This window comes from Afifella sp. IM 167, assembly GCF_020144925.1.
Classification (GTDB): Bacteria; Pseudomonadota; Alphaproteobacteria; order Rhizobiales; family Afifellaceae; genus Afifella.
Genome location: NZ_NSLC01000005.1, coordinates 112,725 through 133,994, shown reverse-complemented (window position 1 = coordinate 133,994; position 21,270 = coordinate 112,725). Strand labels below are relative to the sequence as shown.

At 67.0% G+C, this 21,270-nt stretch carries 20 protein-coding genes; 4 read left to right on the top strand and 16 right to left on the bottom strand.

Annotated features, from left to right (window positions below):
- Nucleotides 1–65: 65 nt before the first annotated feature.
- Complete coding sequence (gene mbfA / locus CLD20_RS10320; protein WP_224406546.1) at nucleotides 66–1,043, bottom strand: iron exporter MbfA; 978 nt, start codon at nucleotides 1,041–1,043, stop codon at nucleotides 66–68.
- 122 nt (nucleotides 1,044–1,165) lie between these two features.
- Here mbfA and lnt point away from each other — a divergent pair, with 122 nt between their 5' ends.
- Both lnt and CLD20_RS10310 read left to right on the top strand, forming a co-directional pair.
- Nucleotides 1,166–2,797 carry an apolipoprotein N-acyltransferase gene (gene lnt / locus CLD20_RS10315; protein WP_224406545.1) on the top strand — a complete coding sequence of 544 codons (1,632 nt, stop codon included), beginning with the start codon at nucleotides 1,166–1,168 and terminating at the stop codon, nucleotides 2,795–2,797.
- A gap of 88 nt (nucleotides 2,798–2,885) precedes the next feature.
- Complete coding sequence (locus CLD20_RS10310; protein WP_224406544.1) at nucleotides 2,886–3,314, top strand: helix-turn-helix domain-containing protein; 429 nt, start codon at nucleotides 2,886–2,888, stop codon at nucleotides 3,312–3,314.
- 45 nt (nucleotides 3,315–3,359) lie between these two features.
- Here CLD20_RS10310 and CLD20_RS10305 read toward each other — a convergent pair whose 3' ends face one another.
- The 11 genes from CLD20_RS10305 to CLD20_RS10255 form a co-directional block, all read right to left on the bottom strand.
- A complete protein-coding gene (locus CLD20_RS10305; RefSeq protein ID WP_224406543.1) occupies nucleotides 3,360–4,094 on the bottom strand; it encodes a M48 family metallopeptidase in 735 nt (244 codons plus the stop codon).
- Nucleotides 4,095–4,244: 150 nt separating this feature from the next.
- Nucleotides 4,245–4,685: a DUF2852 domain-containing protein gene (locus CLD20_RS10300; RefSeq protein WP_224406542.1), complete on the bottom strand. Its 441-nt coding sequence runs from the start codon at nucleotides 4,683–4,685 to the stop codon at nucleotides 4,245–4,247.
- Nucleotides 4,686–4,823: 138 nt separating this feature from the next.
- Nucleotides 4,824–6,338 (bottom strand): polyhydroxyalkanoate depolymerase, encoded by a 1,515-nt coding sequence (gene phaZ, locus CLD20_RS10295; RefSeq protein ID WP_370636870.1) that lies wholly within the window; start codon nucleotides 6,336–6,338, stop codon nucleotides 4,824–4,826.
- Nucleotides 6,339–6,539: 201 nt separating this feature from the next.
- Nucleotides 6,540–7,340: an ABC transporter permease gene (locus CLD20_RS10290; RefSeq protein ID WP_224406540.1), complete on the bottom strand. Its 801-nt coding sequence runs from the start codon at nucleotides 7,338–7,340 to the stop codon at nucleotides 6,540–6,542.
- Entirely contained in the window at nucleotides 7,337–7,567 is a 231-nt protein-coding gene (locus CLD20_RS10285) for a type II toxin-antitoxin system ParD family antitoxin (protein ID WP_224406539.1), read from the bottom strand. Before CLD20_RS10285 ends, CLD20_RS10290 begins: the two co-directional genes overlap by 4 nt.
- A 59-nt stretch (nucleotides 7,568–7,626) precedes the next feature.
- On the bottom strand, nucleotides 7,627–8,403 hold the full coding sequence (locus CLD20_RS10280) for an ABC transporter ATP-binding protein (RefSeq protein ID WP_224406538.1): 777 nt from the start codon (nucleotides 8,401–8,403) through the stop codon (nucleotides 7,627–7,629).
- Nucleotides 8,404–8,541: 138 nt separating this feature from the next.
- Complete coding sequence (locus tag CLD20_RS10275; protein WP_224406537.1) at nucleotides 8,542–8,856, bottom strand: HPr family phosphocarrier protein; 315 nt, start codon at nucleotides 8,854–8,856, stop codon at nucleotides 8,542–8,544.
- Nucleotides 8,853–9,254 (bottom strand): PTS sugar transporter subunit IIA, encoded by a 402-nt coding sequence (locus CLD20_RS10270; RefSeq protein WP_224406801.1) that lies wholly within the window; start codon nucleotides 9,252–9,254, stop codon nucleotides 8,853–8,855. Before CLD20_RS10270 ends, CLD20_RS10275 begins: the two co-directional genes overlap by 4 nt.
- A 52-nt stretch (nucleotides 9,255–9,306) precedes the next feature.
- Nucleotides 9,307–9,753, bottom strand: coding sequence for an HPr kinase/phosphorylase (locus CLD20_RS10265; protein ID WP_224406536.1), 447 nt, complete (start codon nucleotides 9,751–9,753; stop codon nucleotides 9,307–9,309).
- A 17-nt stretch (nucleotides 9,754–9,770) separates the two neighbouring features.
- Nucleotides 9,771–11,576 carry a sensor histidine kinase gene (locus CLD20_RS10260; RefSeq protein ID WP_304504358.1) on the bottom strand — a complete coding sequence of 602 codons (1,806 nt, stop codon included), beginning with the start codon at nucleotides 11,574–11,576 and terminating at the stop codon, nucleotides 9,771–9,773.
- Nucleotides 11,577–11,699: 123 nt separating this feature from the next.
- Entirely contained in the window at nucleotides 11,700–12,401 is a 702-nt protein-coding gene (locus CLD20_RS10255) for a response regulator transcription factor (protein ID WP_224406535.1), read from the bottom strand.
- A 277-nt stretch (nucleotides 12,402–12,678) separates the two neighbouring features.
- Between CLD20_RS10255 and CLD20_RS10250 the strand changes: the two genes are divergently transcribed.
- Nucleotides 12,679–14,295, top strand: coding sequence for a phosphoenolpyruvate carboxykinase (locus CLD20_RS10250; RefSeq protein WP_224406534.1), 1,617 nt, complete (start codon nucleotides 12,679–12,681; stop codon nucleotides 14,293–14,295).
- A 79-nt stretch (nucleotides 14,296–14,374) separates the two neighbouring features.
- A complete protein-coding gene (locus CLD20_RS10245; RefSeq protein WP_224406533.1) occupies nucleotides 14,375–15,874 on the top strand; it encodes a gamma-glutamyltransferase in 1,500 nt (499 codons plus the stop codon).
- Here CLD20_RS10245 and trmB read toward each other — a convergent pair.
- The 4 genes from trmB to hemW all read right to left on the bottom strand — a co-directional run bounded on the left by trmB (nucleotide 15,871) and on the right by hemW (nucleotide 21,263).
- Nucleotides 15,871–16,518: a tRNA (guanosine(46)-N7)-methyltransferase TrmB gene (gene trmB / locus CLD20_RS10240; RefSeq protein WP_224406532.1), complete on the bottom strand. Its 648-nt coding sequence runs from the start codon at nucleotides 16,516–16,518 to the stop codon at nucleotides 15,871–15,873. The two genes, CLD20_RS10245 and trmB, sit on opposite strands and share 4 nt — an antisense overlap.
- Before the next feature lie 100 nt (nucleotides 16,519–16,618).
- Nucleotides 16,619–17,788 carry a methionine adenosyltransferase gene (gene metK, locus CLD20_RS10235; protein WP_224406531.1) on the bottom strand — a complete coding sequence of 390 codons (1,170 nt, stop codon included), beginning with the start codon at nucleotides 17,786–17,788 and terminating at the stop codon, nucleotides 16,619–16,621.
- A 158-nt stretch (nucleotides 17,789–17,946) separates the two neighbouring features.
- A complete protein-coding gene (locus CLD20_RS10230; protein WP_224406530.1) occupies nucleotides 17,947–20,019 on the bottom strand; it encodes a transglycosylase domain-containing protein in 2,073 nt (690 codons plus the stop codon).
- An 86-nt stretch (nucleotides 20,020–20,105) separates the two neighbouring features.
- Nucleotides 20,106–21,263 (bottom strand): radical SAM family heme chaperone HemW, encoded by a 1,158-nt coding sequence (gene hemW / locus CLD20_RS10225; RefSeq protein ID WP_224406529.1) that lies wholly within the window; start codon nucleotides 21,261–21,263, stop codon nucleotides 20,106–20,108.
- Nucleotides 21,264–21,270 lie beyond the last annotated feature (7 nt).

The window sequence follows — 21,270 nt, the reverse complement described above, 5'->3', positions numbered from 1 at the left end:
CCCGTTGCAGGCCGAGTCCGCCAACGAATTCATGCAGTTGTTGCGCTGCAGCAACAGTCTGACGGTCAGGCGCTGCCGATCAGGATGCCGGCCGCGAAGACGAGCGAGCCGCCGAGCACAACCTGGAGAGCCGCGCGCCAGAAGGAGGTGTCCATGTAGCGTTTCTGGATCCAGGCGATCGTCCAGAGCTCGATAAAGACGATGACGATGGCGATCGAGGTGGCGGTCCAGAAATGCGGCACGAGATAGGGGAGGGCATGGCCGAGCCCGCCCGCGGCCGTCATCACGCCGGAGGCGATGCCGCGCTTCAGCGGCGAGCCACGGCCCGTGAGCGCGCCGTCATCCGAGGCGGCTTCGGTAAAGCCCATGGAGATGCCCGCGCCGATGGCCGCGGCAAGGCCGACGAGGAAGGTCTGCCAGGTGTCGTGGGTGGCAAAGGCCGCGGCGAAGATCGGCGCCAGCGTGGAGACCGATCCGTCCATGAGCCCGGCAAGACCCGGCTGCACATAGGTGAGAAGAAAGCGCCGGTGCTCAGCGGCCGCCTCTTCCTCGCGCGCGCCCTGCGGCAAGAGCTCCGCCTCGAGGCGGTCGGCGGTCGCAAGGTGCTCGCCCTCGGCCACCGCAAGATCGCCGAGCAGCTTGCGCGTGGCGGCGTCGGAGGTGCGCGAGGCGGCCTTCTCATAGAAATTCCGCGCCTCGCTTTCCATGGAGGCCGCCTCGCCGCGGATCCGTTCGAGGCTCAGATTCGCAACCAGCCAGACCGGCCGGCGGCGGTAGAAACCGGCGACGTCGGCGCGGCGGATCAGGGGGATCGTCTCGCCGAAACGCGCGCGAAAATGCTCGATCAGGCGGCGACGATGCTCGTCCTCCTCCTGCGCCATCGCGTCGAACATCGCCGCAGAGCGCGGATAGTCGGTAGCCAGCCGCTCGGCGTAGGTGCGATAGATGCGTCCGTCCTCTTCCTCGGCAGCGATGGCGAGGGCGAGAATCTCCTTCTCGCCGAGGGAAGAGAAGGGAATACGGCTGGAGAGAGCGGGCATCATCCGGCTCTGATTTGCGCGTTTCGACGGCCAGGGCAAGGCCGCAAAAACCGGAAAGCCGGTTGCTTGATTTCGTGCCTTCGAGCCGTCATGCTGGGCACGCCTGAGGGAGGCGATTCGGGACCATGGAAAAGCTCTTCGAGGCGATCATCCTGTCCTGGGGCTGGCGGCGCCGGCTCATCGCGCTTCTCGCCGGGGCTCTCTCGGCCTTCGCCCAGCCTCCGTTCTTCCTCTTTCCGCTCCTGTGGGTGAGCCTGCCGGTCCTCGTCCTTCTCCTCGACGGGGCGGTATCGGTGCGGGTGAAGGGTCTCGGGGGAAGGCTCCTTTCCTCCTTCGGGGCGGGCTGGTGGTTCGGCTTCGGCTATTTCCTCGCCGGTCTTTGGTGGATCGGCGCCGCCTTTCTGGTGGAGGCGGATGAATTTGCCTGGCTGATGCCCTTCGCGGTGGTGCTCCTGCCGGCCGGGCTCGCGATCTTCTGGGGCTTCGGCGCCGCCTTCGCCCAGCTTCTGTGGTCCACCTCCCCGTGGCGCATCTTTGCCCTTGCCGCCGGAATCGGCGGGGCGGAATGGCTGCGCGGCCACCTCTTCACCGGCTTTCCCTGGAACGCCATCGGCTACACGCTGACGGCCGGCGACGTGATGATGCAATCGGCGTCGCTGGCCAATGTCTACGCGCTCGGCTTCCTCGCCGTCGTCATCTTCGCGGCGCCTGCCTCGCTGGTTCGTATCGGCGGGCGAAACAGCCTGCTGCCAAGCCTTCTTGCAGTTGCACTTTTTCTAGGCCTAGCCGGGTACGGCCTTGCCAGGCTTGGGCTATCGCGGGATAACCCTGTCAACAGTTTGCATATCAGGATCGTGCAGCCCGCCATCGATCAGGCGCAGAAATGGCTTCCGGAAAACAAGGAGGCCGTCTTCGAGCGCTATCTGTCGATGAGCCAGGAGGAGGTTGACGGACAGGGTCTCACCGAAGGGACGCTTCTTGTCTGGCCCGAGACCGCCCTTCCCTTCGCGCTGACGGAGGAGCCGGGCGCCCTCACGGCGATTGCAGACATCCTGCCGGCAAACGCTCGCCTTGTGACCGGCGCGGCGCGTGCGGAAGATGGACCCGATGGCCGTTTTGTATTCAATAGCGTGTATATTGTGGACGATTCTGGCACGATCGTTGCAGCGTATGACAAGGTGCATCTGGTGCCGTTCGGGGAGTATCTTCCGTTGCAGGGGGTTCTGGAAAGGCTGGGCCTTGAGCAGCTCACCCGGGTGCGGGGCGGCTTCACGCCAGGTCCGCGCCGGCGCACCCTCCTGCTTGAGAACGGGCCGCCCTTCGTGCCGCTGATCTGCTACGAGATCATCTTCCCGGGCGAGGTGCTCGCCGGCGACGGGACGCGGCCGGGCTTCCTGCTCAACGTGACCAACGATGCCTGGTTCGGCAGGACGCCGGGCCCTTACCAGCACCTGCATCAGGCCCGGGTCAGGGCGGTCGAGGAAGGCCTGCCGATCGTGCGGTCCGCCAATACCGGCATCTCGGCCGTCATCGATTCCTATGGACGACTTTTGAAACGGGGGCCGCTTGGCGACAAGGCGGTCCTCGACGGCACCCTGCCGCAGGCGATCGACGCACCGGCGGCTGCACGCCTCGGTAGTACCGCCGCCCTAATTCACCTGTTAATTTGTTTTTTTGTCGCATTTGTCGCCAAGGGTGCCGCAAAACGTCTCCCTCCCATTGACTCCGCCCAAAGCCGGGCTGAAAGGGTGCCCTAAGGTCAAGCGCATTCACGCGCATGCCTGGGTATTCTCAGGCGCGGACCGCTTGGCCCCGCAAAAATGGCCATCGCGCACAAGGAAAAACATGAACGAGAAGCGGAAGCCAAAATCGCCCGACGAGATCGACGCGCATATCGGCAGACAGGTTCGCATGCGCCGCAAGATGGCGGGCATGTCGCAGGAAAAGCTGGGGGAACAGCTGGGAGTCACATTCCAGCAGGTGCAGAAATACGAGAAGGGCGCGAACCGCATCGCGGCGAGCCGCCTCTACCAGATCGCGGATGTGCTCGGCACACCGCTCTCCTATTTCCTGCCCGAGGCGAGCGAAGGCGATGGACAGCCAGGTTTTGCGGAGAAGCAGACGGCCTACGTCATGGACTTCGTCTCCACGGCGGAGGGCGTTGAACTCAACCGCTCGTTCACCCGCATCACCAGCAGCCGGGTCCGGCGCAGGCTGATCGACCTCGTCTCCGAGCTCGCCAAGGAGTTCGGCGAGGGCGAAAAGCCGGTCTGACACCCACCGGGCGCACATTGCGGCGCCCGTGGCAGGCAGGACGGATCAGATTCGTCCGATCCGCTGAAGCGCAGCGCCGTTGCGCTTCAGCCAGGTCTTGGCTGCGCCGTAGCCCGGATCCAGCTCGGCGACGAGCCGCCAGAAGCGCGGCGAGTGGTTCATCTCGCGCAGATGGGCCACCTCATGCGCCGCGACATATCCGAGCACCTCGGGCGGCGCGAGAATAAGCCGCCAGGAAAAAGAGAGCGTGCCGCGCGAGGAGCACGAGCCCCAGCGGCTGGTGGTGTCGCGCAGACTCAACTTAAAGAAGCGGACACCGAGGCGCTCCGCATGGCGGCGACACGCCGCTTCCAGATCGCGGCGCGCCTCGCGCTTCAGGAAGTCCGAGACGCGGCGCGCGGCATGGCGCGGATCTCCCGGCACGAGAATCAGCCGCTCCCCATCCTCGCATTCGGCCCGCACCATGCCGCGCCCCGGGCGGGCGACAAGCCGCCATTCCTCGCCCCGCAGGGGGATGACCACACCGGGCTCGAGCGGAACACCCTCGGGCCGCTCGCCGAGGCGCTTTTCCACCCAGTCGCGATGGCGCCGGAGGAAGGCCTCCCCCTCACGCAGCGGGACATGCGGCGGCAGGGTCAGAACGGGCTCTCCGCTCGCCGCATCGAGGCGCAGGATCATCCGCCTTGCGCGCGCGGAACGGCGCACACGCACGGAAAGCTCGCGGCCGGCGGCGGCGAGCAGGCAGGTCTCGGGAACGGTTTTTCGCGGAGCGAATCGCATGGGTCGCAAGTATGCGGGTGCCGGGCGCCCGGACAAACGGCGAGACGGGCGAAAATGCCGGCGGGGACGGAGCGGGAGGCCCAAATGACAGACGGGGCCTTGCGGCCCCGTCAGGTCTTCTCAATCGAAAGCCGGGAACCCGGCGAGAGGTCAGATCGCGGCGTCGTGCTCGCCGGCGCTGGTGCGGCGGCGGTACTCTTCCATGAAGCGATCGAACTCTTCCTTGTCCTTGGCCCGGCGCAGCTCCTTCATGAAGCCTTCGAACTCGCTGCGCATGCTTTCGATCTTGCGGCGCTCTTCCTCGAGGCGCTCCATTTCGCGCGCCCGGTATTCGTCGAAGGCGACGTTGCCGGTTTCGCGTGCACCGAAATGGTGGCTGTGGGACTTGCCGCGGCCCGCGCCGAAGGTCGAGCGCGCCTGGTCGCGCATGTCGCCGCCGAAGCGGGCAAGCTCCTCGCCCCAGATCATCCAGGCGAGCATGGCCAGACCGAGCGGCCAGAACAAAGCGAAACCGAGCACCATCAGAACGATGTTGAGCGGTGACCAACGGCCTCGCGAGCACGACCGGTTAGCAGTGACTGTCTGGTTCATCGAACTCCCCAAGTGTGAGTGACACAAAGGACATGGGGAGGGCGAATCGGCGATTCAAGAAAAACCGGACGGCACCGTTCCGATTCCCCAGAGGGCGCGCAGACGCGCCCCGGGCCGAAGCTTCCGTTCGCGGAAGGCCTAGTGACGGGGGCCGGCGGGGAAGCCCATCAGGCGGCGCGCCTGGCTAACCCAGCCCTCGAGCGAGGCCGCGGCGCGCGCCGGCATCTCGCCCTGCAGGCTTTCGATCGCCTCGCCCGTCATGCCGGCGAGCTGGCTTACCTGATAGATGCCGAACTCGTTCAGCTCCTGCGCGGCGCGCGGGCCGATTCCGGCGATGTCGGTGAGATCGTGGGTGACGGCCGGCAGGTTGTCGACGGCAAGAGCGGAGAAGCCGAGCGCATCGGCGAGGCGCGTCTTGTAATCCTCGCGCGGATTAGGCCGCACGGCCTCGGCCGCGCCGTTCAGCGCCTTGGCGCCTCCATGGGAATGGGCGCGGATGAAATCGTTGATCACGGGCACGATCTCGGCGCGGAAGCGGGAGCCGTTGAAGACGCCGTAATGGCCGACCTTCGGCTGCAGATGATGCTTCTTCATCTCCGGCGGGAGGGAGGAGCAGAGGTCATGCGCCGCTTCCGTCTGGCCGACGCCGGAAATGTCGTCGCGCTCGCCTTCGACGGTCAGCAGAGCGGTGCCGGTGATCGCCGCCGGCCGCACCGGGCGGCCGCGATGCATCAGCTCGCCCTTCGGCAGGTCATGGCGGATGAAGACCACTTCGACGGTCTGCAGGTAGAACTCCGCCGTCAGGTCCATCACCGCCAGATATTCGTCATAGAATTCGCGGTGCTTCTCGGCGCTGTCGCCGTCATCCTGGACGAGGTGCTGGTAGAATTCCTGATGGGCGGTGACGTGCCTGTCGAGGTTCATGCTCATGAAGCCGGAGAGCTGCAGGAAGCCCGGATAGACCTCGCGCATGAAGCCCGGATGCGGGAAAGGCACGCGCATGACGACGTTGCGGCGGAACCAGTCGATATCCTTTTCCTGGGCAAGCTCGTTCACCGCCGTCGGGCTGCGGCGGGTGTCGATCGGCCCGCCCATCAGCGTCATCGAGGCGGGGATGCAGGGATCGTTGTCTTCCGCCATGACGGCGGCAGCGGCCAGAACCGGCACGGAGGGCTGGCAGACCGCCATGACATGCGTGCCGCTGCCGAGATGGCGGAGCATATCGGCGATGTAGTCGATATAGTCGTCGAGATCGAAATGTCCCTTGGATAGGGGGACCATGCGGGCATCCGCCCAGTCGGTGATGAAGACCTCGTGGTTGGGCAGCATCGCCTCAACCGTGCCGCGCAGGAGCGTGGCGTAGTGGCCGGACATCGGCGCGACGATCAGGAGCTTCGGATCGCGGGCGCGGTCCTTCGGCAGGTCGCGGCAGAAATGCAGGAGATCGCAGAAGGGCCGGCTCCAGACGACGCGCTCTTCCACCTTGACCTTGTTGCCGTCGACCTCCGTCTCGGGCAGGCCGAATTCCGGCTTGCCGTAGCGCCGGGTGGTGCGCTCGAAGAGTTCGGCGGAAGCGGCGATGGTACGCCCGAAAGGCGTCTCGGTCATCGGGTTGAACGGGCTCTGAAAGGCAAGCCGCGTCATGTCCGCCATCGCCCGCCACGGGGCGAGGACGGCATGATTGAGTTCATAGAGCTGGTAAATTCCCAAGGCTGGAGCCCTTTTCACTAGCCGGCGCGCCGGCCGTTACGCGGCAGCGCAGCACGATTTCTTGCACTGCAGAATAGGCTTTTGCGCCGCGTTGGCAACATGGCGCCCTTGCGGCACCCGGCGCAGCACGAAGCGCCCTAAGCCTTACTCGCCCAGCTGCAGAAGCGAGCCAGCGCGGCGCGAAGACTTCAGGAAGGCAACAAACGCGGCCACGGCGGCGGCGAAACAGACCGCGTTGAGGCCGGCCGCCCAGAGCATTTCTCCGGCGTCGAAGCGCTGTTCGAGAATAAGGGTGCGCATGCCCTCGAAGACATGCGTCGGCGGCAGGGCGAGCGAGAGCGGCTGCAGCCAGGCCGGCAGCACCTCGACAGGGTAATAGACGCAGGCGAGCGGCAGGAGGAGGAAGGGGATCGACCAGACGAGCGCCTCCGCCCCGAGACCGTTCCGGAGGACGACGCCCGAGGCGATAAGGCCGATCGCCCAGGAGGTGACGATCAGATTGGCGAAGAAGGCGGCGAGCGCGATGCCCAGGCCCCAGAGATTGAAGCCGAAGAAGGCGATCGCCATCAGCGAGACCGGCACGAAGCCGATGGCAAGGCGGATGACGCTCATCACCATCAGCGCGGCGATGAACTCCCAGACCCGCAGCGGCGTCATCATCAGATTGGCGAGGTTGCGCGACCACATCTCCTCCAGGAAGGAGACGGAAAAGCCGATCTGGCCGCGAAACAGGATGTCCCAGAGAAGCACCGAGCCGATGAAGGTGCCGCCAGCGAGCGCCATCGCCGAGGATTTTTCGGCGAGATAGACCTGAAGGAAGCCCCACATCAGCATCTGCACGGTCGGCCAGTAGACGAGGTCGACGATGCGCGGCCACGAGCCCTGCAGCAGATACCAGTAGCGCAGGACGAGCGCGAAGATGCGGCGGAGGGAGGCGCGCGTCATCTGCCGGTTCCCGCATGCGGTTTTGCGGAAGGGCTTTCGTTGGCGACGGCCGGCGCCACTTCTTCCCTCAGCCATTTCTCGACGGCCTCGTTGCGCTGCCGCAGAGCGCGAAGTCCTTCCCGCACCACCTCGCTGACGGAGGAATAATCGCCGCGCGCCACGAGCTCGTCGACCCAGGCGGCGTGCTCGGCTCTCAGGCTGATCGTGCGCTTCTGTATGCCCGGCATCTTTCCCTCGATTTCCTGCGCCCTGCGAGGCGCAAAGTATGAACCTTTCATACTTCTGGCTAGCCGCTTTCGGCCAGCTGGCCCGTGCGGCGGCCACGGGCGACATCGAGGAAAACGTCCTCCATGTTCTGCCGCCCGTAGCGCGTGATGAGGCCGGAGGGCGAGCCCTCGTCGACGATCCGCCCCGTCTTCATCATGATGACGTTGTCGCAGAGCCGCTCCACTTCCGGCATGTTGTGCGATGCCAGAAGGATGGTGGTGTCCCGCTCGCCGCGGTAGCGCTCCAGATGGCTGCGCACCCAGTCGGCGGTGTCGGGATCCAGAGACGCCGTCGGCTCGTCGAGGAGCAGCACGTCGGGCCGGTTCACCAGCGCCTTCGCCAGCGCCACGCGCGTCTTCTGGCCTGCCGAAAGCTTTCCGGACGGCCGGTCGAGGAAATCGCCGAGGGCAAGCTCCTCCGCCAGTTCGGCAATGCGCCCCTTCAGATCCGGGACCCCGTAGAGGCGACCGAAGATGGTCAGGTTCTGGCGCACCGTCAGGCGCAGCGGCATCTCCACATAGGGGCTTTCGAAATTGACCCTGTCGAGAACGAGGTGGCGCTCATGCGTCATGTCGCGTCCGAGGACGCGCACCTCGCCGGCGGTCGGCGTCAGGAGCCCCATCAGCATGGCGATGGTGGTCGTCTTGCCGGCGCCGTTGCCGCCGAGAAGGCCGGTCACCGAGCCGCGCGGCACGGCGAAGCTGATATGGTCGACGGCAACCACGGGGCCGAACCGCTTGGCCAGGTCGCGGACGACGATCGGATGGGCTTGCGCCTCGGGGGTCTCTCGGTCCATCGGGGTTCACGGCCTTTCGCCGGCCACAGATGCGCCGCGACGCGGGTATTTTTCAAGAGGGCCGGGATCCGGCGCGGCGGAGGACGACGCCGGGACGTCGGGCGTGTCAGGTGGAATACGTTCCGGGAGGAAGCCCGGTCAGACCTTGACCTCTTCGCCGACATCCTCGCCGAAGCCGTCTTCCACGAGCGCGGCGAGCGCATCCAGCACCGCGTCCGCATCGGGACCGACGGCGGCGACATCGATGAAGCAGCCGGGCGCGGCCGCCAGCGTCATCAGCCCCATGATGGAGGTGCCGCCGACGCTCTGGCCGTCCTTGATGACAACGACCTCGGCATCGTAGCGGCCGACGAGCTGGACGAACTTGGCGGAGGCACGCGCGTGCAGGCCGCGCTTGTTGCAGATCTCAAGGCGCCTCGTCGGGGAACCCTCTTCGGTCAGGACGTCGCTCATGTGGAGGACAGGATCCGGCTGGCCACATTGATGTATTTACGGCCCGCATCCTGCGCGGCAAGCGTCGCGTCCTCGAGATCCATCTCGCCGCGCACGCTGGCGAGCTTGATCAGCATCGGCAGATTGACGCCGGCGACGACTTCGATGCGTCCCGGCTCCATGACGGAGATGGCCAGATTGGAGGGCGTGCCGCCGAACATGTCGGTCAAAAGGATGACGCCGTCGCCGTCATCGACCTCCCCGACAGCCTTCATGATGTCGTGGCGCCGATCCTCCATATCGTCGTCCGGACCGATGGAGATGGTGGCGCAGGCGTTCTGAGGACCGACCACATGCTCCAGCGCGGCGCGGAACTCCGTGGCGAGCTGGCCATGGGTGACAAGGACGAGGCCGATCATGCCCGATGTGCCCGATGGTTTGCGCAAGGGCGGACATCTTGGCCAAACGGCTTCATGTTGCAAGACCCCAGCTTGCTCCATCCGCGGCGAAAATCGCTTCTTTCATAAGCGAGAAGGCAAGTGGGCTGCACGCCGGGGCCGGCTGGCGCGGCAGGGCGAGGCCGAGGAGGTCGGTCGAAAGCTCTTCCCGCTGCGGAAGCCGCGGGACATCCGGCCCGGGGAGAAGATCGACGACAAGGCGAATCACCGCGGCGCGCTCGCAGGCGAGCCTCAGAATGCCCCGGCCGCGCAGCTCCATCAGGCCGAAGGTGGCCGCCGGCGGTGTCGCCACGACACGGCCCGAGCAGAGGGAGAGATCGCAATAATCGTCCGCGACGAGGCGCCCGCCCGCAGCGATCGCCCGCCAGGCGAGCGACGACTTGCCGCTGCCGGAGGCACCGCGAATCAAAACGCCGCGGCCGGCGAAGACGATGGCGGTGGCGTGGATGCGCAGGGTCATAGGCAGATGGCGGTGGCTCAGCCGTCGGCGGCGGGCAGCGTGACGATGAAGCGGGCACCGGCGACCGAACCGTCGGTCCGGTGGCGGTTCTCGGCGAGGATGGTGCCGCGATGGGCCTCGACGATCTGGCGCGAGATGGCGAGGCCGAGGCCGGAATTGTTGCCGAAATCCTCCTTCTCCGGACGGTCCGTGTAGAAGCGCTCGAAGATGCGCTCGACATTGTCCTGCGGGATGCCGGTGCCATCGTCGTCGACCATGACGACGATCTTGCCGGGATGGCGCTCGGCGGTGATGCGCACCGTGCCGTCCGGCGGAGAGAAGGAGAGCGCGTTGTCGATCAGGTTGTTGAAGACCTGGCCGAGGCGGCTGTCGTGGCCGAGGACGTAGAAGGCGTCCTTGCCGAATCGGCCGTACCGCACGCTCAGCACGACCTTGTCCGCCCGCTGGGTACGGACTTCGCGGGCGACACTGACGACGGCCTCCAGGAGGAGGGCGAGATTGACGGGCTCGGTATCCTCTCGGGCGAGCTCGGCATCGAGGCGCGAAGCGTCGGAGATATCGCTGATCAGCCGGTCGAGGCGGCGCACATCGTGCTTGATGACCTCGATGAGGCGCTCCCGGTTCGCCTCGCTGCGGGCGATCGGCAGCGTCTCGACGGCGCTTCTGAGCGAGGTGAGCGGGTTCTTCAGCTCATGGGCGACGTCCGCGGCGAAGCGCTCGATCGCGTCCATGCGCGAGTAGAGCGCGCTGGTCATGTCGCGCAGCGAACGGGCGAGATGGCCGATCTCGTCCTTGCGGTCGCCGAAATCGGGGATCTGAATGCGGGAGCGCACGCCGCGCCCGGCGCGCTCGGCGGCCTGCGAGAGCCGGCTCACCGGCCCGGCGATGGTGGAAGCCAGCAGGATCGACAGGAGCACCGTGGAGCCGGCGGCAACGAGGAAGACCCGGAAGATCGCCATCCGCTCGGCATGGACGATGGCGTCGATGTCGCCCGATTCGGTGGACAGGAGCAGCGCGCCCAGCACGGCCCGGAAACGCTGCACGGGGACGGCGACGGAGACGATGAGGCCGCCATCCTCGCCAACGCGGACAATGGAGCTCGCCTGGCCGCCCAGCGCATTGACCACCTCCGGATAGGCGCGCCCGTCGGAGACGCCGACCTCCCGGTATTTCGGCAGGTCGCCACGCCTCAGCCAGACGCGGAAGCGATCCCAGGCCCGGTCGTACCAGGCGCGTGTCTCCTGGGGCGGCCTGAGGTCGAAGCGCAGGATCTGGCCGCGCGTATAAAGACCCTTGGAATCGACGATCAGGTTGCCTTCCTGATCATAAAGGCGGCCGCGGATGCGCGTCGGCGTCATCAGGCGCTTCAAAAGCGGGGCGACGCGCTCCGGATTGATCGGAAAATCGGCCGAGCTCTCGCCGACATCGAAGGGGGAGACGCTCTCGCCGGCCTGCAGCTCCAGGAGCTTGTCCGGGTCGATGGTGATGGCGTCGGTCTCCACCGTCGCCTGGGCGGCGATGGCGGCGGCGATGATCTCGCCCTGGGTCCTCAGGCTCTCCACCCGCGCATCGATGAGGCCGGCGCGAAACTGGTTGAGGTAGAGGATCGCCAGGACCATCGCGATCAGGCCGGCGAGATTCAGCGTGACGATGCGGCGGGTGACGGAAGAGAAGCTGACCTGCGCGAATATCCGCATCGGGCCGGAGAGCGGCCGGAACACCGTACGCAGCAGGCCGCGCCGCCGCCTCGGCGCGGCATCGTCACCCTCCGCCTGCCGCGCGGCAGGGTAGTCCTGCTGCCTGCCCTCGGTTTCAGCCACCATGGCTCAGGTCGCGACCCTGGATCTTGCCGGCAATCTCATCGCAGCTCTTTTGGCAGAAAAGACGGCCGGCCTCCAAGCCGGCCGCGCCCCGCCTCACGCAAGGCCGCAAGCGGCGCGGATGCCTCATATCTCGCGGAAGCGATAGCCCACGCCGTACAGTGTCTCGATCATGTTGAAGTCGTCGTCGACCGCCTTGAACTTCTTCCTGAGGCGCTTGATGTGGCTGTCGATGGTGCGGTCGTCGACATAGACCTGATCGTCATAGGCGGCATCCATCAGCGCATTGCGGCTTTTCACCACACCGGGTCGCTGGGCGAGCGCAAAGAGAATCAGAAACTCCGTCACCGTCAGCGTGACGTTCTCGCCGTTCCAGGTGCAGGTATGGCGCTCCTGATCCATGACGAGAGCGCCGCGCTCCAGCGTCTTGGAACTGTCGGGGGCGCGCACGGGACCCGCCTCCTTCGGCTGGGCACGGCGCAGGACGGCGCGCACGCGCTCCACCAGCAGGCGCTGGGAGAAGGGCTTCTTGATGAAGTCGTCGGCGCCCATCTTGAGGCCGAAGAGCTCGTCGATCTCCTCATCCTTGGAGGTCAGAAAGATCACGGGAAGGTCGGATTTCTGGCGGAGCTTGCGAAGCAGCTCCATGCCGTCCATGCGCGGCATCTTGATGTCGAGGATCGCAAGGTCGGGCGGGCTCTGGCTCAGCCCGTCCAGGGCAGAGGCGCCATCGTTGAACGTCGTGACACGGTAACCTTCGGATTCGAGCGTCATCGACACGGATGTGAGGATGTTGCGATCGTCATCCACGAGTGCGATGGTCGCCATTGACTATCTCCTAGCGGTCAGCAATTGGGGCAGCGTTCGCCGCTGGAACGCCGCTGTTGTAACAGAATGCGAACGAATTGTGGCAGGTTGCACAAAAACAGCCTTCCGGCAAAATTAGAAAACGGTAAGAAAGACCGAGGCAACGGCCGAGAGGGTGGGATATGTTCCGGCGCGAGACGAGGCTCTTGCGATCTTCTGCCGGGCCCGAAATATCAGCCACCGGTGACAGGGCCGGCGCTCGCCCGGGGGGCGGGCGAGACACGAACAGGAGTGAGTGGTGGAGGAGTTTGGCAAGCGTAATCCCGCCTGTGGGGCGGAAGCGATTGGTCTCGACAAAGCGAAGACGGTATTCTGGAACCTTCCCCAGGCGGAGCTGGCAGAACACGCTATTCGCAGGGCCGAGGCTCGCTTCTCGTCGGATGGCGCGGTAGTCGCGACGACCGGCAAGCACACCGGCCGCTCGCCCAAGGACAAGTTCATCGTCCGCGACGCCAAGACCGAGGGCACGATCTGGTGGGGCGGCAACGGCGCCATGGAGCCCGAGGCCTTCGCGCGGCTGAAGGAAGATTTCCTCAAGCACGTCGCCGGCATGAACCTCTATGCGCAGGACCTGTGGGGCGGCGCCGATCCGGAAAACCGGCTCAACGTGCGCGTCTACACGGAGATGGCCTGGCATTCGCTGTTCATCCGCAACCTGCTTCGCCGCCCGCCGCGCGAGGCGCTCGACGGGTTTGCGCCGCAGTTCACCATCATCGACCTGCCGAGCTTCGCGGCCGATCCGGAGCGCCATGGCTGCCGCACCGAGACGGTGATCGCCTGCGACCTCACCAACGGCCTCATCCTCATCGGCGGCTCGGCCTATGCCGGCGAGATCAAGAAGTCGGTCTTCACGGTCCTCAACTACCTTCTGCCGGAAAAGGGCGTCATGCCGATGCACTGCTCGGCGAACGAGGCCGACAACGGCGACGTGGCGATCTTCTTCGGCCTCTCCGGCACCGGCAAGACGACGCTCTCGGCCGATCCGGAGCGCACGCTCATCGGCGACGACGAGCATGGCTGGAGCGACAACGCCGTCTTCAATTTCGAGGGCGGCTGCTACGCCAAGACCATCCGCCTGTCGCCCGAGCAGGAGCCGGAGATCTACGACGCGGCGACGCGCTTCGGCTGCGTGCTGGAGAACGTCGTCCTCGACGACGCGACCCGCGAGCCCGACTTCGACGACGGCTCGCTGACGGAGAACACCCGCGCGGCCTATCCGCTCGACTTCATCGCCAACGCTTCCGAAAGCGGCATGGGCGGCCAGCCCAACCACATCGTCATGCTGACCTGCGACGCCTTCGGCGTTCTGCCGCCGATCGCCAGGCTGACGCCCGAGCAGGCGATGGTGCACTTCCTGTCCGGCTACACCGCCAAGGTGGCCGGCACCGAGCGCGGCGTCACCGAGCCGGAGGCGACCTTCTCCACCTGCTTCGGCGCGCCCTTCATGCCGCGCCTTCCGGCCGTCTACGGCGACCTGTTGCGCAAGCACATCAACCGCCACGACGTCACCTGCTGGCTGGTCAATACCGGCTGGAGCGCCGGGCCCTATGGCGTCGGCAAGCGCATGCCGCTGAAGCTGACCCGCCGGCTGCTGCACGCCGCCCTCGGCGGCGAACTGGACAATGCCGAGATGACCGCCGAGCCGGTCTTCGGCCTTGCCGTGCCGAAGGCGGTCGACGGCATCGAGGACAATTCGGTGCTCGATCCGCGCTCCACCTGGTCGGACAAGGACGCCTATGACCGCCAGGCCCAGAAGCTCCTGGAAATGTTCAGCGAGAACTTCCAGCAGTTCGCCGGCGACGTCGACACGGAAGTGCTCGCCGCCGCGCCGCGGCTGAAGGACGCCGCCGAATAGCGGCGCCCGGCATTTCCTGCGTCTTTGCGGGCGGGAGCGGCGAATTGGCCGCCCCGCCCGTTTTCGTTAGCCTTCTCCCATGAGCGCGAACGGGACGAGGGGCGCCGTCGCCTGCGGCCATCCGGAAACGGCGCGGGCGGCCGTGGAGGTGCTGCGGGCCGGCGGCAATGCCGTCGATGCGGCCATCGCCGCCCTCTTCATGGCCTGCTTTACCGAGCCGGTCCTCGCCGCGCCGGGCGGCGGCGGCTTCCTCATCGCCCATGACGGGACCGGCGAAAGTGCCGGGGCGCATCTCTACGACTTCTTCTGCAACGCTCCTCTCGCCCTGCCGGTGCGGCGGGAGATCGAGTTTCAAGAGATCCACGCCGATTTCGGCGAGACGACGCAGGCCTTCCATATCGGCGCGGGCGCGGCCGCAACGCCCGGCATCCTGCCGGGGCTGAAGCTTGCCTCCGAGAAGCACGGGCGGCTCGCCTTCTCCGACCTGCCGCAGCCGGCCATCGCCGCGGCGCGGGCGGGCATTCCGCTCGCCCCGATGCAGGCGAAGATGTTTCGAATCGTGGCGCCGATCCTCACCTTCGAAGAGGAAGGCCGAAAGCTCTTCGCGCCGGCCGGCCGGCTCCTGGAAGAGGGCGAGCCCTACGCCAACCCGGCCCTTTCGGAAGCCCTCGCCGAGATCGCCGCCGGGCGGAGCGAGGCGGTGGAAGAGGCCATGATCGGCGAATGCCGCGCCCATGGCGGGCTTCTGGAACGGGCCGATTTTGCCGCCTATCGGGTCGCGGAGCGCGCGCCGGCGCGGATGCGGCTCGGCGAATTCTCGCTCTTCCTCAACGCGCCGCCGGCGCTCGGCGGCATCCTTTCGGGCCTTGCCCTCAAGGCGCTGGAGCGCTCCGGGGCGAGCGACGGGCCGGCACGGCTTGCCGCACTCGCCGAAATGGAGGCGGCGCGCCTTTCCGGCCGCGCGTCGGAGATCTTCGGCGCAGACGGGGCCGGCGCGGCGACGAGCCGGGTCGTCAGCCGCGGCACCACCCATGTCAGCGTCGTCGATGCGGACGGCATGGCGGCCGCCGTCACCGTCTCCAACGGCGAGGGCAACGGCCGGCTCGTGCCCGGCATGGGCTTCATGCTCAACAACATGCTGGGGGAGGAGGACCTCAACCCGGCGGGCTTCCATCAATGCGAGGCCGGTATCCGCCTTTCCTCCATGATGGCGCCGACGATCGCCCATGCGCCCGTCTCCCATGGATCGGCCGGCCGAGTCCTCGCGCTCGGCACGGGCGGCTCCTCGCGTATCCGCACGGCTGTCTTCAACGTCGAGGCAAATCTTCTTCTGGAGGGGATGGAGCCGCGCGCGGCGGTGGAGGCGGCGCGGCTGCATTACGAGAACGGCAGGCTCGACGTGGAGGCGGCCGGCGAGCGGGACGACCTTGAAGCGCTCCAGGCCCTCCAGCCCGACCTCAAGGCCTGGCGCGAGAGGTCGATGTATTTCGGCGGCGTGCATGTCGCCGGCAGCGACGGGCGGGGCGGCTTTTCCGGCTGGGGCGATCCGCGCCGCGGCGGCGTCTTCGCGCTCGCCTAGCTCCCTTCAGCTCGCTTCTCGAAAGTGAAATAGACCGGCGTTCTGCCTTCGCGCATGGCCTTCGCCTCGTAGCGGGTGCCCGGCCAGCCGGGAAAGGGCCGGTGCCAGTCCTCGGCCCTTTCGGCGAGGAAGAGAAAGCCGCCATGGCCGGCGACCTCCACCATCGTCCAATCGGCATAGGAGACGATGTCGGTGGCAAAGCGGAAACGCCCGCCCGGCTTCAGCGCGCGCCAGATGCGCTCAAGGTTCTGGGCATTGACGAAGCGGCGCTTGAAGTGGCGCTTCTTCGGCCAGGGGTCGGGATAGAGAAGGTCGACGGAAGAAAGGGAGGCCGCCGGCACCCAGTCGAGAAAGGGCCCGGCATCGGCCGAATGCAGGCGCACGTTGCGCAGCCCTTCGGTCTCGGTCGCCGAAACCGCCTTGGCGAGGCCGTTCTGGAACGGCTCGATCCCGATATAGCCGATGTCCGGATTCTCGCGGGCGCGATGCATGAGATGCTCGCCGCCGCCGAAGCCGATCTCGAGGCGAACCTCGCGGACCGGAACGGGAAAGAGCGCCGCCAGATCATCCGGCGCGGGTTCGCCGATCTCGACGAGAAGCTCCGGCAGGCGCTTTTCCAGCAGCGCCTGCCGCGAGGCCGTCATCCGCTTGCCCTTGCGCCTTCCGAAGAAAGAATCGCGGCGCTCGGCCCGCTTCATTTCGGCCCGGGCGCCAACAAGGCGCCCGCCCCCGGCTCAGTGTGCGTTACAGCGCGTCGCGGAGCCTGTCGGCGAGGTCGGTCCTCTCCCAGGAGAAGCCGCCGTCATCCTCCGCCGGACGGCCGAAATGGCCGTAGGAGGACGTGCGCGCATAGATCGGCCGGTTGAGCGACAGATGCTGGCGGATGCCCCGCGGGGAGAGATCCATCACCTTGTCGATCGCCTTCTCGATCTGGTCGGCCCGCACATTCTTCGCCGTCTCGTGCATGTCGACATAGATCGACAGCGGCTTGGCGACGCCGATGGCATAGGAAAGCTGGATGGTGCAGCGCTCGGCGAGATCGGCCGCGACGATGTTCTTGGCGAGGTAGCGCGCCGCATAGGCGGCCGAGCGATCGACCTTGGTCGGGTCCTTGCCGGAGAAGGCGCCGCCGCCATGGGGGGCCGCGCCGCCATAGGTGTCGACGATGATCTTGCGGCCGGTGAGGCCGCAATCGCCGTCCGGGCCGCCGACGACGAACTTGCCGGTCGGATTGACGTGCCAGATCGTCTCAGGCGTCACCCAGCCTTCCGGCAGGGCTTCGAGCACATAGGGCTCGACGATCGCCCGGACGTCGCCGGAGGAAAGCCCGTCGGCATGCTGGGTGGAGACGACCACCGAATGCACACCGACCGGCACGCCGTTCTCGTAGCGCACGGTGACCTGCGACTTGGAATCGGGCATCAGCTCCGGCGCCCTGCCCGCATGGCGGGCCTCGGCCATGAGGTGCAGGATCTTGTGGGCGTAGAGGATGGGGGCCGGCATCAGCTCCGGCGTCTCGCGGCAGGCGAAGCCGAACATGATGCCCTGGTCGCCCGCGCCCTCTTCCTTGGTCTCGGCGGCATCGACGCCCTGGGCGATATCGGGCGACTGCTCGTGCAGCAGCACCTCGACCTTGCACGTTTCCCAGTGGAAGCCATCCTGCTCGTAGCCGATCTCGCGGATCGCCTGGCGGGCACATTTTTCCACGACGGAAGCATCGATCTGCGGAGCGCCACGCACCTCGCCCGCGATGACGACGCGGTTGGTGGTGGCGAGCGTCTCGCAGGCTACCCGTGCTTCGGGAAGCGCTGCCAGATGCGCATCGACGACGGCGTCGGAGATGCGGTCGCAGACCTTGTCGGGATGGCCCTCCGAGACGGATTCGGAGGTAAAGAGGAATTGCTCTCTTGGCACGCTGACACGCCTCCTTGAAGCGAAATAAGCCGGCGGGGATCCGTTCCGGCAGGCAGGTCGTGGCGCCGGTGTTTGCCCGCGAGGGGGGCTGCCGTCAAGGCTTGTCGCAAATCCGCCGCAAATAGCGGGCCCGGCGGCAACCTCCTCGTCGCTAAGGACTAGTTGCCGAAGATGCGGCCGAAGAAGGCGCCGATCCCGCCGCCCGAATTTCCGGAACGCTCCGCCCGGCGCTGCGGGCCGCTGGCATCGCGGTTCTGGATCCAGCTCTGGTAGTAGCGGTCGTCCGACGTGCCGCCGCCGACCGCGGGCGACTGATCGGCGACGCGGCTGTAGAGCCCCTCGCCCGGCAGCTGCGCCACCTGCACGCCGCGATGCGCCTCGCGCATGAAATCGGACCAGATCATCGCGGGCAGGTTGCCGCCGGAAGCCTTGTCGGTCGGGGAGTTGTCGTCGTTGCCGAGCCAGACACCGGCGGTGAGATTGGCGGTATAGCCAACGAACCAGGCATCCCGCCAATCCTGGCTGGTGCCGGTCTTGCCGCCCGCCGGCCAGCCGGGGATCTGTGCCTTGCGGCCGGTGCCGACCTCCAGCGTCGCCTTCATCATCTCGTTCATCATCGCGACCGTCCCGAGATCGAGGATGCGGCCGAGGCCTGGCGGGGAACGGTGGAAGAGCTCGCGGCCCGCCGCCGTGGTGACGCTCTGGATGACGTGCGGCAGGACGGCGAAGCCGCCGTTGGAGAGCGGATCGTAGGCGCCGGTGAGCTCCAGGAGGCTGACCTCGGACGTGCCGAGCGCGATGGTCGCGTTCGCCGTCAGGTCGGAGCTGATGCCCATGCGGTGCGCCGTCTCGGCGATGTTCTTCGGCCCGAGCTCGGCGGCGAGCTTGGCGGCGACGGTATTGAGCGAGTGCGACAGCGCCGTCGTCAGGGTGACGGCGCCCTCGTATTTGTTGGAATAATTGTGGGGCTCCCACTTGCCGATCTTCACCGGCTCGTCGACGCGCACCGTGTTCGGCCGCAGGCCATGCTCCAGCGCCGTCAGGTAGACGAAGGGCTTGAAGGCGGAGCCCGGCTGGCGCTTCGCCTGAACTGCGCGGTTGAACTGGCTTTCCTTGTAGGAGCGCCCGCCCACCATGGCGCGGATGGCGCCTGTACCGTCAAGGGCGACGAGCGCCCCCTGCCTCACGCCGTATTTCTCGCCATGGGCGCGCAGCCCCTCCACCAGCGCGAATTCCGCCTCGCGTTCCAGGCCCATGTCGAGCGTGGTGTGGACGACGAGATCCTCGTTGATGGCGCCGACATAGGAGGGAAGCCGGTCCATGACGAAATCGGCGACATAGTTCTCCGCATGGACGCGGTTGCGCGAGGCGATGCGCGGCTTGGAGGCCTTCGCCTGCGCGGCCCTGTCGGACGAGACGAAACCCTCGCGTGCCATGGCGGCGAGGACGAGGTCGGCGCGCTCCTCGGCGGCGTCGAAATTGCGGTCCGGCTGGTAGCGCGAAGGCGCCTTGAGGAGAGCGGCGAGCATGGCCGCCTCCTTGAGGGTGAGCGAATCGGCGCCCTTGGCGAAATAACGGTGCGCCGCCGCGTCGACGCCGTAGGCGCCGCCGCCGAAATAGACCCGGTTGAGATACATCTCCAGGATCTGGTCCTTGGAGTATTTCTGCTCCAGCCAGAGGGCGAGCAGCATCTCCTGGATCTTGCGCCGGATGGAGCGCTCGGGCGTCAGGAACATGTTCTTGGCGAGCTGCTGGGTGAGCGTGGAGCCCCCTTCCACCACGCCGCCGGAAATGAGGTTGCGCACCACGGCGCGGCTGAGCCCGATCGGGTCGACGCCGAAATGGTGGCGGTAGCGGTGGTCCTCGATGGCGATGACGGCGTTCGGGACATAGGCCGGAAGCTCGGTGAGACGCACGGCCTCGCCGCCGGTATCGCCGCGATTGGCGATCAGGCTCCCGTCGACCGCGAGAATGCGCACGTTCGGCGGGCGCTCCGGCACCTTCCATTCGGAGATCGGCGGCATCTGGATGCCGTACCAGGCGACGATGCCGACGGCACCGATCAGCGCCCAGACGGAGAGGACGGCGCCCCAGTAGATCGCGCGGCCGAAAAGACCGCCGCTCTTCTTGCGGGAGGCCTTCTTCCGGGACCGTCTTTTCGGCGCCCCCGTGTCGCGCGGCGCGTCCTCGAAGCGCGGCTCGCGGCGCTCCTTTTGCCTTCGGGCTGCCATCAGCCGCCTGTCCGTTGGATGAGAAGTCTTCCTCGCAGGCTAAAAGGGGCGATTTAAGGGCCGGTTAAGCATCCGGCATTGCGCGCCTATGCGGCAAGGTCGGCCACGACGGCATCGAGCACGGCGAGCCCGTCGGGCGTCGCGACGAGCCGGCCCGACGGATCGAGGCGGACCATGCCATGCTCGACGAGGTCGGCGATGCGCCTCTTCTGCAACGGCCGGCCGGCAAGGGCGTGGTAGCGCTCCAGCTCGATGCCCTCGGTGAGGCGAAGGCCCATGACGAGCATCTCGTCCGCCTCCTCCTCCAGCGTGAGGAGACCATCCTCGACGAGGCCCTCGCCCTTTTCGGCGACCCTTTCCAGCCAGCGCTCCGGATGCGGCTCGGTCGCCGTGGCGACGCGTCCCTTTTCACCGACGATGCGGCCATGGGCGCCGGGGCCCGAACCGACGAACTCGCCATGGCGCCAGTAGGTGAGGTTGTGGCGGCTTTCCGCCCCCGGCTCGGCGTGGTTGGAGATTTCATAGGCGGGAAGCCCGGCCCGCGCCGTCATTTCCTGGGTGAGCTCGTAGAAATCGGCGCCCTCGTCCGGGCCCGGGACGACCAGCTTGCCGGCACGGTGGAGGGCGGCGAAGGGCGTGCCCGACTCGATCGTCAGCTGGTAGAGCGAGAGATGGTCGGCGGCGAAGGTGAGCGCCTCGGTCAGCTCCGTGCGCCAGGCCTTCAGCGTCTGGCCGGAGCGGGCGTAGATGAGGTCGAAGGAAAGCCGCGGGAAGAGCTGGCGCGCCAGCTCGACGGCGGCGAGCGCCTCGGCGCGGTTGTGCAGGCGCCCGAGCGCTCGCAGCGAGGCATCGTCGAGCGCCTGGACGCCCAGCGAAACGCGGTTGACGCCGGCCGCGCGGTAGCCGCGAAAGCGCTCGGCCTCGACGCTGGAAGGGTTCGCTTCGAGCGTGATCTCGGCATTGGCGGCGACCGTCCAGTTGGCGGCGACGGCCTTAAGCAGGCCCTCCACCGTCGCCGGGCGCATCAGCGAGGGCGTGCCGCCGCCGAAGAAGATCGAGGTGACGGTGCGGCCCGGCGTGCGCTCGCCGAAACGGGCAAGCTCGCGCGAAAAGGCCTCCACGAAGGCGGCTTCGTCCACCGGCTTGTGGCGGACATGGGAATTGAAGTCGCAATAAGGGCACTTGGCCGCGCAGAACGGCCAGTGCAGGTAGACGGCAAAGCGGGTCTCTTCCGGCGGAATCATTGCCCAA